We start from the raw sequence: 13,126 nt of genomic DNA, 5'->3' as shown, positions 1-13,126 counted from the left end.
GTCAGCATCGCTTTTCAAGCCGGACGCCCTCTCATGACCACGACCGCCTTACCCCTCGATCGGCGCTATGACCTCGACTGGATTCGGGTCGGCGCGTTCTTCCTGCTGATCCTCTACCACACCGGCATGTTCTACGTGCCGTGGGAATGGCATGTGAAGACCCCGCACATCGTGGAGGGCCTGATGCCCTTCATGCTGATGACCAATCCCTGGCGCCTCACCTTGCTCTTCCTGGTCTCGGGCGCGGCGACGCGGTTCATGGCCGACAAGACCCCAGTGGGAAAACTCACGGTGGCCCGGATCGCGCGGCTGCTGCCGCCGCTGCTGTTCGCCATGTTCGTGATCGTGCCGCCGCAGTCCTACTATCAGGTCGTCGAATATATCGCGGCTCACCCCGGCGCCCCCGCCGGCGTCGAGAACTTCTGGATCCGCTACGTTACCGGTTCCGGCCATTGGTGCGGGCCGGATGGCGAGTGCCTGGTCACCCCGACCTGGAACCACATGTGGTTCGTCGCCTACCTGCTGTTCTACACCCTGGTCCTGGCCGTCATGCTGCTGGTCTGGAAAAAGGCCGGCCAGCACATCCAGGCCGCCGCCGAGTGGCTGCTGAAGGGCGTCGGCCTGTTCGTTTGGCCGGTGCTGTTCCTGGGCATGCTGCGCGCCACCCTCTACGCCAAGTTTGGTGAAACCCACGCCCTGGTCGGCGACCACTATGTGCACGCCGTTTCGTTCAGCGCTTTTCTGCTGGGCTTCGGCCTGGCCAAGTCGGAAACCCTGCGCGACCGTCTGACCGCCGCGCGTTGGCCGGCCCTGGCGGTGGCCATCGCCGCCTGGCTGGCCTGGTCGGCCTATGTCTGGACCTATCGCAACGACACGCCCATTCCGGCGCCGCAACTGAAGCTCGTCATGCGCTTCGTGTTCGCCGCCGACACCTGGTGCGCGATCATCGCCATCCTCGGCTTCGGGGCCAAGCACCTGGCCAACAAGGGCGGCCCGGCGCTACGCTACCTGACCCTGGGCGTGTTTCCGTTCTATCTGGTCCACCAGACTCTGATCGTGGTCATGGCCCATCACCTGGCCAAGCTGGGTCTGCCGCAGGGGCTGGAGGGCGCGATCCTGGTCGTGGCCACCTTCGCCGGTTGCTTCGCGACCTACGAGATCGTGCGGCGCATCCCGGGCGTGCGAATCCTGTTCGGCTTGAAAGGTCAGCCGGCTGAGACGGTCGCCAGCCGGCCGCCGGCCTTCGCGTAGGCCTGGGTCCCTCGCGTGATGACGGCGTCGCCGGGAGCGATCTCGGCGACGCCGATGTCCGTGGCGCCGGCCAGGCGCGCGTAGAGGGCGCTGAAGTCGCGTAGCGTGACCTGCTGCAAGGTCTGAATCGAGTCGATCACGAAATAGACCTGCTGGAAGTCGTCGATCCGATAAAGGGTGCGCATGACCCGTTCCAGGTCGAAACCGATGCGGTTGGGGGAGGGATCGTCCAGCGCGAAGACCGATTCCGCGCGCGACGAGACGATGCCGGCCCCGTAGATGCGCAAGCCCGCGGGCGTGTTCATCAGGCCGAACTCGACCGTGTACCAGTAGAGCCGCGCCAGATTGGCCAAACGTCCCAGGCCCAGCGCCCTCTGACCGCCCTGGCCATAGGCCTGCATGTAGTCGGCGAAGGTCGGGTCGGTCAGCATCGGCACGTGGCCGAACACGTCGTGGAAGATGTCTGGTTCCTGCAGGTAGTCCAGCTGGTCCGGCTTGCGGATGAACTGGCCGGCCGGAAAGCGGCGATTGGCCAGGTGATCGAAGAAGACGTCGTCGGGCACCAGGCCCGGCACCGCGACCACGCTCCACCCGGTCAGGCGCTGGAGTTCTTCGTTGATGCGGTTGAAGTCGGGTATGCCCGTGCGGTGGAGGTCCAGCGCGTCCAGGCCGCGCAGGAATTCGTCGCAGGCGCGGCCGTGCAGCATGTCGGCCTGGCGCTCATACAGGGTGATCCAGACGTCGTGCTCGGCCTGGGAGTAGCTCTCCCAGCCCTGGTCGATCGTCCAATCGGGGCGGGCGCCCGGGGGCGGCCCATTGCTAAAGCCATCTCCGCTCATGGAACAACGCTACGCCCCGAATATCGCAAAAGCTGTTCGGAGTTTGCCCTAAAAGTGGGGATCGCCGGAGAGAGATTTCCGTTAGTGCGAGATCCGGGGGCGAAGCTTGTATTGCCCGTGATCGAACGACTCGAAGATCACCGCCGTTTGCGGGTGACCGACGGGCTCGCCGCTGTCGTCGGGCAGCAGGTTCTGCTCGGACACGTAGGCGACATAGCTGTTGTCGTCGTTCTCGGCCAGCAGGTGATAGAAGGGCTGGTCCTTCTTCGGCCGGATATCCTCGGGAATGGACTCCCACCATTCATCCGTATTGGCGAACACGGGGTCGACGTCGAACACCACGCCCCGGAATGGGAAGATGCGGTGCCTGACGACCTGTCCGATCGCGAATTTGGCGAGTCTCGAATCCATGGCGTTAAGAATAGCAGTCTCACCTGACTGAAACCTGAACGGCGTGAGCTCCGAACCCGGAACACAAGCGGGCGCCTTCCGACGGGCGAGCGACATGCTATGGTCGACTCGAAGTGAGGCGTCGCAACCGTTCGCGAAGCCTGCGAGACAGGTAGTAGAGACCATGTCGGACGCGCCGCGCGCGCCCGGCGCCCCGCAAGGACGGCGCCGGCGGTCTCCGGAAGAGTCGACGTGTTATGCGGCGCTCGACCTGGGGACCAACAATTGCCGCCTGTTGGTGGCGACGCCCTCGCCGCGCGGATTCCGCGTCGTCGAGGCCTATTCCCGCATCGTGCGCCTGGGAGAGGGCTTGTCGCAAAGCGGCCAGCTGTCCGAGGCGGCCATGGACCGCTCGCTGGCGGCCCTAAAGGTCTGCGCCGAGAAGATCCGCCGCCGCAAGGTGGTGCGGGTCAAGGCCGTGGCCACCCAGGCTTGCCGGGGCGCGACCAATGGTCCCGACTTCGTGCGCCGGGTTCACGAGGAGACCGGCCTCAAGCTGCAGATCATCAGCCCGCGCGAGGAGGCCCAGCTCTCCGTCGCCGGTTGCATGAGCCTGTTCGACCGGGAGCAGGACGCGGCGTTGGTGGTCGATGTCGGCGGTGGCTCAACGGAGTTGTCCTGGGTGGATCTGAAAGGGGGCGGTCTCGACGCCAAGCCGCGCCAGTTCGCCGCCTGGAAGCTGCCGATCAAGGCGTGGCTGTCGATCCCCGTCGGCGTGGTCACCTTGGCGGAGCGCTTTCCGGAGGGCGAGCGGGCCGACGAGAACTGGTTCCGGTCCATGGTCGACGATGTCAAGGCGCGGATCGAGGCCTTTCCGCACGCCGAGCCGATGCGCCAGATCTTCGCCGAGGGCAGGGCCCATCTGGTCGGCACCTCGGGTGCGATCACCAGTCTTGCGGGGTTGCACCTGGGCTTGCCGCGCTACGACCGCAACGTCGTCGATGGCCTCTGGATGGACCGGACCGACTGCGACGCCGCGTCCGAACGCCTATTGAGCCTGACCGCCGTCGAGCGGGCCCAGGAACCGTGCATCGGCGCGGACCGGGCCGATCTGGTCCTGGCCGGCGCGGCGATCCTGCAGGCGGTCCAGGAGCTGTGGCCATGTTCGCGCGTGCGTGTCGCCGACCGAGGGCTTAGAGAAGGGCTCCTGATGTCCCTGATGTCCGATCAGCAGCGACGCCCGCGCCGGCGTCGTCGCGGCGGCGCCTCGAAGAAGCCGGAAGCCGCATGAGCGATGAAGAACCGCCCCGCAAGCGCATGGTCAAGCCGCCGGCCGGGGGCAACGAGGGCGGTCGCGCCAAGCCCGCGCGCCTGAAGACCGCCTACGGCCGCACGCCCAGCCAGCAGGCCTGGCTGGAACGGCAGATCAACGACCCGTTCTCGGCCAAGGCCCGCGCCCTGGGCTATCGCAGCCGCGCGGCTTTCAAGATCAGCGAGATCGACGACAAGTTCCGTTTCTTCAAGAAGGGCGCGAAGGTCATCGACCTGGGCTGCGCGCCGGGCGGCTGGCTGCAGATCGCCGTCGAGCGCGGGGTCACCGACCTCGTGGGGATCGATCTTCTGCCGGTCGATCCCGTGGCCCCGGCTCACCTGCTCGAGATGGACTTCACCGCGGATGACGCGCCGGCCAAGTTGCTCGAACTGCTGGGCGGCGAGCCCGACCTCGTCATGTCGGACATGGCGCCGAACACCGTCGGCCATCGAGAAACCGACCACCTGCGTATCGTCGGTCTGATCGAGATCGGCGCCGAGTTCGCCATCGATGTCCTGAAGCCGGGCGGCGCGTTCGTCGCCAAGGCCTTCCAAGGCGGCGAGACGGCGGAAATCATCGGCCGTCTGAAGCGCCACTTCGACAAGGTCCAGCACTTCAAGCCCAAGGCCAGCCGTGCGGACAGTTCGGAGGTCTTCCTGGTCGCGACGGGGTTCAAGGGGCGCTGACGGAAAACGTGTAGAAATCTCTATTTCGTCTTTAGGTTATTGATAAATCACGGAAATTTACATTTCAGTCTCTTGCGGATCGGCCTGGAGTGGCGCGAGCCTGCGGCGTGCGCACATCGCGCCATTCGAGAGGCTTACCCATGTCGAAGTCCCTGAGCATCGCTGTCGCCTTTGCCATCGCCCTGTCCGGCGCGAGCGTCGCCTCCGCCGCCCCCTGCAAGGACGCCAAGGGTAAGTTCACCAAGTGTCCGGCCGCCGCGCCGGCCAAGCCGACCAAGTGCAAGGACGCCAAGGGCAAGTTCGCCAAGTGCGGCGCACCGGGCGCCAAGCCGGTCTAGACTGTTCGGCGGCGTCGCGGACGCCGCCGTCTTCCATCGGAAAGATTCCTCTCCATTTCCGACCTGCGCGGGTCGACAACCGCCGGCCTCACGGCTATATCCGCGCCGCAAAATGGAGACTCCGATGGAGATTCGCGAAGGGCTTACCTTCGACGACGTTTTGCTCGAACCCGGCCCGTCCGACGTCATGCCCACCCAGGTGACGACCGAGACCCGGTTCACGCGTGAAATCAGTCTGAACATCCCGCTCGTGTCCGCCGCCATGGACACGGTGACTGAAAGCCGCCTCGCCATCGCCATGGCGCAAGCCGGCGGCCTGGGCATCCTGCACCGCAACCTCACCAATGAGGAGCAGGCCGACCAGGTTCGCGAGGTCAAGCGCTACGAAAGCGGCATGGTCATCAACCCGCTGACCATCCATCCCGACACCACCCTGGCCGAGATCCGCGAGATCACGGCCCGCCGCAAGATCTCGGGCTTCCCGGTGGTCGAGCGCGGCAGCGGCAAGCTGGTCGGCATCGTCACCAATCGCGACATGCGCTTCGAGGGCGACGCCAGCGTCCCGGCTTCGGCGATCATGACCCGCGAGAACCTGATCGTCGTCGCGGAAGGCGTCGATCAGGCCGAAGCGCGGGAGCTGCTGCGCAAGCACAAGATCGAACGCCTGATCGTCGTCGACGAGGCCTATCGCGCCGTCGGCCTGATCACGGTGAAGGACATCGAGAAGGCCCAGGCTCACCCCCTGGCCGCCAAGGACGACAAGGGCCGCCTGCTGGTCGGCGCGGCCTCGACCGTCGGCGACGCCGGCTTCGAGCGCTCGATGGGCCTGGTGGACGCCGGCGTCGACGTCGTCGTCATCGACACCGCCCACGGCCACTCCAGTCAGGTCGCCCAGGCCGTCTCGCGCCTGAAGCGCGAAGCCAATCGCGTCCAAATCGTCGCCGGCAACATCGCCACCTACGACGCCGCCCGCGCCCTGATGGACGCCGGCGCCGACGCGGTGAAGGTGGGCATCGGCCCGGGCTCGATCTGCACCACCCGCATCGTCGCGGGCGTGGGCGTGCCGCAGCTGACCGCGATCATGGAAGCCGTCCGCGCCGGTCGCGAAAGCGGCGTGCCGATCATCGCCGACGGCGGCATCAAATATTCCGGCGACCTGGCCAAGGCCATCGCGGCCGGGGCCTCGACCGCCATGATGGGCTCGATGTTCGCCGGCACCGAAGAAGCGCCGGGCGAGGTGTTCCTGTACCAGGGCCGGTCGTACAAGAGCTATCGCGGCATGGGCTCCGTGGGCGCCATGGCCCGTGGCTCGGCCGACCGCTACTTCCAGAAGGAAGTCACGGACAACTTCAAGCTCGTGCCGGAAGGCATCGAGGGCCAGACCCCGTTCAAGGGCCCGATCTCGCCGGTGCTGCACCAGCTGGTCGGCGGCCTGCGCGCGGCCATGGGCTATGTCGGCGCGCCGACCATCGCCGAGCTGCAGAAGCGCGCCAGGTTCGTGCGCATCACCGGCGCGGGCCTGCGCGAAAGCCACGTCCACGACGTGATGATCACGCGGGAAGCGCCCAACTACCCGAGCGCGGTCTAGCCGATGCGGATGGCCTTCGAGCTGCAGATGGTGGCGGTGGCGGTGATCATCGGGATCATCCACCTCCTGTGGGCGGCCGCGGCCGCCCAGCCGCAGCGCGGCTTGAAGTGGAACATCGGTCCGCGCGACGAACCCGTCGTGCTGACCGGCGTCGCTGGAAGGCTCGAACGAGCCTTCGCCAATTTCCGCGAGACGTTTCCGTTTTTCGTGGCCCTGGTGGTTGTCGACTATCTCGGCGGTCGCCTGGGTGCGCTGACCTCCTACGGCGCGGTGATCTACGTCGTGGCGCGAGCGGTCTACGTCCCGCTCTATGCGTTCGGCGTTCCGATGGCCCGTAGCCTGGTCTGGTTGGCTTCCCTCGTCGGGATACTGCTACTGCTCGCGGCCCTGGTGCTCTGATGCGCGACGGAGGGCGGGTTTCGGCGGCGATCGAGGTTCTCACCGAGATCGAGACGCGGCATTTTCCGGTGAAGATGGCGCTGAAGCGCTGGGGTGAGACGGCGCGTTACGCCGGCTCCAAGGACCGGGCCTTCGTGTCCGGTTTGGTGCTGGACGCCCTGCGCCGCAAGCGCTCGCTAGGCTGGATGATGGGCGACACCAGCGCACGCGGCGTCGTACTGGGTGTGCTGGCTTTCATCTGGAAGTGGACCCCGGACCGTGTCGCCGAAGCCGCGGGAGAGGAACACGGTTTCGGAGCCCTGACCGACGCCGAGCGTGAGCGCCTGGGCGCGCCCATTTCCCTGGACGACGCCCCGGCCCCGGTGGCCGGCGACTACCCCGATTGGCTGGAAGAGCGTTTGGTCCGGACCTTCGGCGTCAACCAGATCGTGGAAATGCGGGCGTTGTCCGAGCGCGCGCCGGTCGACCTGCGGGTCAACACCTTGAAGACCGACGCCGAGCGCGCCGCCAAGGCCCTGGCGCCAATCCACGCCGCGCCGGCCGGGATCCTGCCCAACGCCTTTCGCATCCCCGCGCCCGCCGCCGCCGACCGCACGCCGTCGGTTGAGGCGGTTCCGGCCTTCTCCAAGGGCTGGTTCGAGGTGCAGGATCTGGGCTCGCAGATCGCCGCCGCCGTGGCCGGCGAGGTCAAGGGCAAACAGGTGCTGGACTTCTGCGCCGGCGGGGGCGGAAAGACGCTCGCGCTCGCCGCCGCCATGGGCAACACCGGCCAGATCTTCGCCCATGACAGCGACGCCCGGCGTCTGGCCGACACCATCCGGCGCGGCCAGAGGGCAGGGGTCCGCAACCTGCAGATCCGCTCGCCGATCGAGGCCACGCCGCTGAAGGGCCTGGAAGGCAAGATCGACGTCGTCTTCGTCGACGCGCCCTGCACCGGCGCGGGCACCTGGCGCCGCCACCCGGACGCCAAGTGGCGGCTGTCGCCCGACCAACTGGCCAAGCGCCAGATCGAGCAGGACAGCGTGCTGGAAGACGCCGCGACTTTTGTGAAGGCCGGCGGCCGCATGGTCTATGTCACCTGCTCTCTGTTGATCGACGAGAACGAGGACAGGGTCGCCGGCTTCCTCGATCGCCACCCCGAATTCTCCGTGAAGCCGATCGCCCTGCCGGGCGTCGAGCACGTCACGCCCGAAGGCTATCTGCGCCTGACCCCTTACCGCGCCGGGACGGACGGCTTCTTCGCCGCCGTATTGGAGCGCGCCTCCTACACGCCTTGACCGAAACTGACCGACCGCTGGAGACCCGCCGATGACCACTGAAACCCACCACCAGCGCGTCCTGATCGTCGACTTCGGCAGCCAGGTGACCCAGTTGATCGCTCGCCGGGTGCGCGAGGCCGGTGTCTATTGCGAGATCCATCCGTTCGACAAAGCCGAGGCCCTGGTCGACGACTACAAGCCCTCGGCCATCATCCTCTCGGGCGGCCCCGCCAGCGTGCTGGAGGAGGATAGTCCCCGCATCGGCCGCAAGTTGTTCGACTTGGGCCTGCCGATGCTGGCCATCTGCTATGGCCAACAGCTGCTGTGCGACGTGCTGGGCGGCAAGGTCGAGGGCGGCCATGCCGGGGAGTTTGGGCGCGCCGAGCTGACCATCGGCAAGGTCAACCCGCTGTTCCAGGGCTTAGCCGGCGTCGGCGAGTTGGAAACCGTCTGGATGAGCCACGGCGACCGCGTCACCGCCATCCCGGAAGGCTTCGAGGTCGTCGCCACCTCGACCGGCGCTCCGTTCGCCGCGATCGCCAACGACGAAAAGAAGATCTACGCCGTCCAGTTCCACCCCGAGGTGGTCCACACCGTCAACGGCTCGAGGATCTACAAGAACTTCCTGGCCCTGGCCGGGCTGAAGGGGGACTGGACCATGGCGGCCTTCCGCCAGGAGATGGTCCAGAAGATCCGTGACCAGGTCGGGACCGGCAAGGTGATCTGCGGCCTATCGGGCGGCGTCGACAGCTCGGTGGCCGCCGTCCTGATCCACGAAGCGATCGGCGACCAACTGACCTGCGTGTTTGTCGACACAGGTCTTCTCCGCAAAAACGAGGCCGACCAGGTCGTCACTCTATTCCGCGACCACTACAACATCCCGCTGGTCCACGTGGACGCTGGCGAGATGTTCTTGGGCGAACTGGCCGGCGTCAGCGACCCGGAGACCAAGCGCAAAACCATCGGCCGCCTGTTCATCGAGGTGTTCGACAAGGAAGCCGCCAAGATCGACGGCGCCGAGTTCCTGGCGCAAGGCACGCTCTATCCCGACGTCGTCGAGAGCGTCTCGGCCCGCGGCGGCCCCTCGGCCGTGATCAAAAGCCACCACAATGTCGGCGGCCTGCCGGACTACATGAAGCTGAAGCTGGTCGAACCGCTGCGTGAGCTCTTCAAGGACGAGGTCCGCGCCCTGGGCGTCGAGCTGGGCTTGGCCCCGGCGTTCGTCGGCCGCCACCCGTTCCCCGGCCCGGGCCTGGCCATCCGCATCCCGGGCGAGATAACACCCGAGAAGGTCAAGGTGCTGCAGGACGCCGACGCCATCTATCTGGAAGAGATCCGCAACGCGGGCCTCTACGACCGGATCTGGCAAGCCTTCGCCGTGCTGCTGCCCGTGAAGACGGTCGGCGTCATGGGCGACGCCCGCACCTACGAGAATGTCCTGGCCCTGCGCGCGGTCACCTCGACCGACGGCATGACCGCCGACTTCTTCGAGTTCCCCTGGCCGGTCCTGGGCAAGACCGCCACCCGGATCATCAACGAAGTGCGAGGGGTCAACCGGGTCGTCTACGATGTCACGTCCAAGCCGCCCGGCACGATCGAATGGGAGTGACGGTAGACGGGATGTCCGCACTTCGTGCGCGACGCATTCAAGGGTTTAGGTATCGGCGCGCCTCGACCAGCTGCGGTCGTTCGGGTCGATCGGCATGCGGGGCCATCACCACGAGCTTTTCGAAATAGGCGCGGGCCTTGCGGCTGTCGCCAGCGCGTTTGGCGGCCTCGGCGGCGCCACAGAGCGACCAGAAGCGATTGGGTTCCTGGACAAGGGACGCCTCGAACGCCGCTAGCGCCTCGGCGGGGCGACCTTGCTCCAGCAGCATGTCGCCCAGCATCTCCCGGGCCGGCGCGAGAGGGCCTGGGGTGACGGAAGCCAGCTGGGTCTTGTCCTCGATGTCCGCGGCCGCTCGCATGCCCGCCAGCGCCTCGGCGACCCGCCCTTGGCTCAAGGCGAGGATCGCCGCTACCGCCCGTCGCTGTATGTCGGTTTGCTGCGCCCAATAGTCCTCGCCCTGCTGGGTAAGTTTGTCGTGGATCTGGTCCAGTGACCCGATCGCCGCTCGCGCCCCGGCGTCGTCATTCAGATGCGCCGCGCCCAGGCCGCGAGCGAAATAGGTGATCGAGTCGGCGTAGGGGAAGCGGCTGGGTGTCGGCTCGAGCTTCGCCGCGCTCGCCCAATTTCGGCGCTCAAGGGCGTAGCGCGCCGGGATCGCGGCGTGGGCGTAATAGGCGGCCGAGGCTGGCGCCGCACCGTTGGCCTTGGCCGGATCGAAGCGCGAAAAGACCTGGACGGACGCTTCGGTCAGCTGTCCGGCCGCCTTGTCCTGTCCAGTCTGCAGGTAGGCATAGATCATGTAGTCGCTGGCGTGCAGTTCGTCGGCCGGCTGGCCGGCGGCCCGCGCCGAGGCCGCCGAGGCCAGGTTGGTGTCGATCGAGGCCTGCCAGTCGCCGATCCGGGTGAAGGTGTGGGAGGGCATGTGAAGGGCGTGCGGCGTCGAGGGCGCGATCGCGCCGTACCGCTTTGCTGCTTCGGCGGCGCGAGACGCCAGTGCCGGTTCGTCATAGGCGTGGATAATGTAGTGGGCGAGGCCCGGATGGTCGGGATACTTGGCGAACAGCGTCTCCAGGATCGCGCCGGCCTTCAGTTGCTTGGCGTAAGTCTTGTCGGCGGGATCGGCGGCCGCCGCCAAAGCCAGGGCGTAGAAGATCCGCGCTTCGGTGTCCTTGGGATAGGCGGCGGCCAGACGCTCCATCGCTTGTTCGTAGGCGACGGTTCGGGCGTCCTGGTCCAGCGTCGAGGCGTCGGTGTAGAGGTGCGCGACCGCCTCGATATAGTCCCGCTCGCGCGGGGTCTTGGCCTTCAGGGCGCGGCCGGCCTGAACCGCGTCGAGGCCCTGCTTCAGCTGGGCGGGCGACTTGAAGCCGGCGAACGGGTTGCTCCAGCTGCTCAGCGCAATGCCCCAGTAGGCGATGGCGCAGCTGGGATCGGCCGCGAGCACGGCGCGATAGCCGTCGATCGCCGAGCCGAACTGGAAGGAGTGCATCAGGGCCACGGCGCGATCGAAGCGAGGCTGGGCGTCGGCGTTGCACGAGGTCTCGAAGCTGACGCTGCCTAGGCGCTCCACGGCGGCATGGTCATGCCCGACTATCTGAGCGGAGGACTGGCTGGTGGCAAGCGCGGTCAGCAGGGACGCGGCGAGAAGGGTCTTGGATCTCATGACACCTGGCCATTCGCATAAGAGGTTGGGGACTAGGCTCTTAGGGCTTGCCGAAAAGTCCACCGCGACAACGGCAAACGGCAGAAGGCGCCTCCATCTCAGCTTGCAGGCCGCGGTGGACAGGCACAAGTGCGCGCGGGCGAGCGCAGGCGGCGCGACTTAGCTGGTCGGAAGGCCCGCTTCATGGAAGGGGCGCGGCCAGCCTTGGATTGGAGATGCGCGATGACGCTTGGTGGTGGTCTCGTGTTGCAGCCATCGGGGCGTGCTCGACACCGTTCGCCGGGCCCAGGCGCTCTCGGGCGTCGATAAGGTCCATGCCGTGGTCGGCGGGTTCCACCTGGTGCGCCCCCGCACCGAAGACGACGCGCGGCGGACGGCCGCCGAGTTCGTCAAGCTGGACTCGACCTACATCATCCCGATGCACTGCACCGGCGAGGTGTTCATCGCCGAGGCGACCCGGCTCATGCCCAGCAAGATGTTCCGATCGTATGTGGGGACGCAGCTGGTGTTCGACGCCAAGGCGTAGAGGGACGGGTATCGAGCTCCGCGCAGGTCCGCTTTCCGGCGGGACGCCAAGTTCCGCAACTGGCGCGACGCGGCCGGCGGCGGGAAGTTTCGGATCGGTTGGGCGGGGAGCCCCAGCAACGTGCAAGCCGACACGGCTCAGTCCGATAACGAGTTGGCGCGGTCTGCTAGTCGAATGGCGCGCTCGGTGAATGTTCAAATTCTCCGCTGCCCTAACTTCCCCTCATCGGCGCTGGCGATCTCGATGATCGCCGAGGCGCCCTGATCCTGGAGAAGGCAGTCATGAACAACCTCATCAACGACGCGCGTCACATCCCGGTCGGCGACACCGGGACCACGGTATCGTTCAGCCCGATCACCCTGGCCGCGCCCGGCCGGGCCCTGCCGCTCGAGCTGCGCATCACCGGGCCGGTTTCGGGCGAGGCCCTGCCCATAGTGCTCCTGTCGCACGGCCACGGACCGTCGAACTACATCCCCTCGAAGGATGGCTATGGTCCCCTGGTCAACTTCTATGCCGAGCGCGGCTTTGTCGTGATCCAGCCCACGCACCTGAACTCCAAAGTTGCGGGGCTGCCGACAGGCTCGGCCGGAGGACCGCTGTTCTGGCGCTCACGCGTCGAAGACATGAGCCTGATCCTGGATCAACTCGACGAGATCGAGGCCGCGGCGCCGGCCTTCAAGGGGCGACTCGACCGCGACAAGGTCGCGGTTGTCGGCCACTCGATGGGCGGACAGACCGCCGGCATGTTGCTGGGTGCGCGGCTCACCGATCCGAAAGACCCAGACGCTCAGGACGTCAACATGCTGGAGCCCCGCATCATGGCGGGTGTGGTTCTCACCGCGCCTGGCAATGGCGGCGACAGTCTGAGCGAGATGGCCGCCACAAACTACAGCTTCTTCAACCCCGACTTCTCCCACATGACCACGCGGAGCCTGGTCGTGATCGGCAGCGACGACGCCTCGGCCCACCTCACGGTCCGCGGTCCGTCCTGGCACGCGGACCCCTACTACTGCAGCCCCGGCGCCGAGGCGCTGATGACCGTCCTTGGCGGCAAGCACGGTCTCGGCGGCATTTCGGGCTATGACGCCAAGGAGACCGACGACGAGGACCCCGAACGCCTGGAGATCGTCCTGCGCATGACCTGGGCCTATTTGCGCTCGGCCTTCGACGGCGACGATCGCGCCTGGGCGGCCGCGCGCGCCGCCCTGCAGGTCCATGCCCCGTCACAGGCGCGGGTGGAGCTTCGCTAGCGGAACAGCGCGTTCC

Annotated in this window: 13 protein-coding genes; 10 read left to right on the top strand and 3 right to left on the bottom strand. The window is 67.0% G+C overall.

Annotation, left to right across the window (positions count from 1 at the left end; genetic code table 11):
* Positions 1-33 precede the first annotated feature (33 nt).
* Entirely contained in the window at positions 34-1,251 is a 1,218-nt protein-coding gene (locus ABIC66_RS12550; RefSeq protein ID WP_354070615.1) for an acyltransferase family protein, read from the top strand.
* Here the strand turns inward: ABIC66_RS12550 and phhA are convergent.
* Both phhA and hspQ read right to left on the bottom strand, forming a co-directional pair.
* Complete coding sequence (phhA, locus tag ABIC66_RS12545) at positions 1,206-2,090, bottom strand: phenylalanine 4-monooxygenase (RefSeq protein WP_354070614.1); 885 nt, start codon at positions 2,088-2,090, stop codon at positions 1,206-1,208. The genes ABIC66_RS12550 and phhA overlap by 46 nt on opposite strands.
* A gap of 81 nt (positions 2,091-2,171) precedes the next feature.
* Positions 2,172-2,501 carry a heat shock protein HspQ gene (gene hspQ / locus ABIC66_RS12540; RefSeq protein WP_354070613.1) on the bottom strand — a complete coding sequence of 110 codons (330 nt, stop codon included), beginning with the start codon at positions 2,499-2,501 and terminating at the stop codon, positions 2,172-2,174.
* A 163-nt stretch (positions 2,502-2,664) separates the two neighbouring features.
* Between hspQ and ABIC66_RS12535 the strand changes: the two genes are divergently transcribed.
* The 7 genes from ABIC66_RS12535 (at position 2,665) to guaA (ending at position 9,671) form a co-directional block, all read left to right on the top strand.
* A complete protein-coding gene (locus tag ABIC66_RS12535; RefSeq protein ID WP_354070612.1) occupies positions 2,665-3,771 on the top strand; it encodes a Ppx/GppA phosphatase family protein in 1,107 nt (368 codons plus the stop codon).
* The gene (locus ABIC66_RS12530) at positions 3,768-4,478 is read left to right on the top strand and encodes an RlmE family RNA methyltransferase (RefSeq protein ID WP_354070611.1); all 711 of its coding nucleotides are present in this window, start codon (positions 3,768-3,770) and stop codon (positions 4,476-4,478) included. The genes ABIC66_RS12535 and ABIC66_RS12530 overlap by 4 nt, the downstream gene beginning before the upstream one ends.
* A 140-nt stretch (positions 4,479-4,618) precedes the next feature.
* Positions 4,619-4,816 carry a hypothetical protein gene (locus tag ABIC66_RS12525; protein ID WP_354070610.1) on the top strand — a complete coding sequence of 66 codons (198 nt, stop codon included), beginning with the start codon at positions 4,619-4,621 and terminating at the stop codon, positions 4,814-4,816.
* A gap of 124 nt (positions 4,817-4,940) precedes the next feature.
* Positions 4,941-6,404 (top strand): IMP dehydrogenase, encoded by a 1,464-nt coding sequence (gene guaB, locus ABIC66_RS12520; RefSeq protein ID WP_354070609.1) that lies wholly within the window; start codon positions 4,941-4,943, stop codon positions 6,402-6,404.
* Positions 6,405-6,407: 3 nt separating this feature from the next.
* Entirely contained in the window at positions 6,408-6,803 is a 396-nt protein-coding gene (locus ABIC66_RS12515) for an MAPEG family protein (protein WP_354070608.1), read from the top strand.
* Positions 6,803-8,080 carry an RsmB/NOP family class I SAM-dependent RNA methyltransferase gene (locus tag ABIC66_RS12510; RefSeq protein ID WP_354070607.1) on the top strand — a complete coding sequence of 426 codons (1,278 nt, stop codon included), beginning with the start codon at positions 6,803-6,805 and terminating at the stop codon, positions 8,078-8,080. Before ABIC66_RS12515 ends, ABIC66_RS12510 begins: the two co-directional genes overlap by 1 nt.
* Positions 8,081-8,111: 31 nt before the next feature.
* On the top strand, positions 8,112-9,671 hold the full coding sequence (guaA, locus tag ABIC66_RS12505) for a glutamine-hydrolyzing GMP synthase (RefSeq protein ID WP_354070606.1): 1,560 nt from the start codon (positions 8,112-8,114) through the stop codon (positions 9,669-9,671).
* 37 nt (positions 9,672-9,708) lie between these two features.
* On the opposite strand, the gene ABIC66_RS12500 is transcribed toward guaA, so the two are convergent.
* The gene (locus ABIC66_RS12500) at positions 9,709-11,334 is read right to left on the bottom strand and encodes a tetratricopeptide repeat protein (RefSeq protein ID WP_354070605.1); all 1,626 of its coding nucleotides are present in this window, start codon (positions 11,332-11,334) and stop codon (positions 9,709-9,711) included.
* Between the two features lie 262 nt (positions 11,335-11,596).
* Here ABIC66_RS12500 and ABIC66_RS12495 point away from each other — a divergent pair, with 262 nt between their 5' ends.
* Positions 11,597-11,860, top strand: a complete 264-nt coding sequence (locus ABIC66_RS12495; RefSeq protein WP_354070604.1) for an MBL fold metallo-hydrolase — start codon at positions 11,597-11,599, stop codon at positions 11,858-11,860.
* Positions 11,861-12,141: 281 nt separating this feature from the next.
* A complete protein-coding gene (locus ABIC66_RS12490; RefSeq protein ID WP_354070603.1) occupies positions 12,142-13,110 on the top strand; it encodes an alpha/beta hydrolase family protein in 969 nt (322 codons plus the stop codon).
* Positions 13,111-13,126 lie beyond the last annotated feature (16 nt).

It is taken from the genome of Caulobacter sp. 1776, from assembly GCF_040545685.1.
Taxonomy (GTDB): domain Bacteria; phylum Pseudomonadota; class Alphaproteobacteria; order Caulobacterales; family Caulobacteraceae; genus Caulobacter.
This window is presented reverse-complemented; position numbering and strand designations above follow the sequence as displayed.

Excerpts from the sequence above, each read along its gene's own strand:
- ABIC66_RS12500 (WP_354070605.1), bottom strand. The coding sequence starts at position 11,334 with ATGAGATCCAAGACCCTTCTCGCCGCGTCCCTGCTGACCGCGCTTGCC.
- ABIC66_RS12490 (WP_354070603.1), top strand. The coding sequence starts at position 12,142 with ATGAACAACCTCATCAACGACGCGCGTCACATCCCGGTCGGCGACACC.
- ABIC66_RS12550 (WP_354070615.1), top strand. The coding sequence starts at position 34 with ATGACCACGACCGCCTTACCCCTCGATCGGCGCTATGACCTCGACTGG.
- ABIC66_RS12530 (WP_354070611.1), top strand. The coding sequence starts at position 3,768 with ATGAGCGATGAAGAACCGCCCCGCAAGCGCATGGTCAAGCCGCCGGCC.
- ABIC66_RS12515 (WP_354070608.1), top strand. The coding sequence starts at position 6,408 with ATGCGGATGGCCTTCGAGCTGCAGATGGTGGCGGTGGCGGTGATCATC.
- ABIC66_RS12535 (WP_354070612.1), top strand. The coding sequence starts at position 2,665 with ATGTCGGACGCGCCGCGCGCGCCCGGCGCCCCGCAAGGACGGCGCCGG.
- guaB (WP_354070609.1), top strand. The coding sequence starts at position 4,941 with ATGGAGATTCGCGAAGGGCTTACCTTCGACGACGTTTTGCTCGAACCC.
- guaA (WP_354070606.1), top strand. The coding sequence starts at position 8,112 with ATGACCACTGAAACCCACCACCAGCGCGTCCTGATCGTCGACTTCGGC.
- phhA (WP_354070614.1), bottom strand. The coding sequence starts at position 2,090 with ATGAGCGGAGATGGCTTTAGCAATGGGCCGCCCCCGGGCGCCCGCCCC.
- ABIC66_RS12525 (WP_354070610.1), top strand. The coding sequence starts at position 4,619 with ATGTCGAAGTCCCTGAGCATCGCTGTCGCCTTTGCCATCGCCCTGTCC.
- ABIC66_RS12510 (WP_354070607.1), top strand. The coding sequence starts at position 6,803 with ATGCGCGACGGAGGGCGGGTTTCGGCGGCGATCGAGGTTCTCACCGAG.
- hspQ (WP_354070613.1), bottom strand. The coding sequence starts at position 2,501 with ATGGATTCGAGACTCGCCAAATTCGCGATCGGACAGGTCGTCAGGCAC.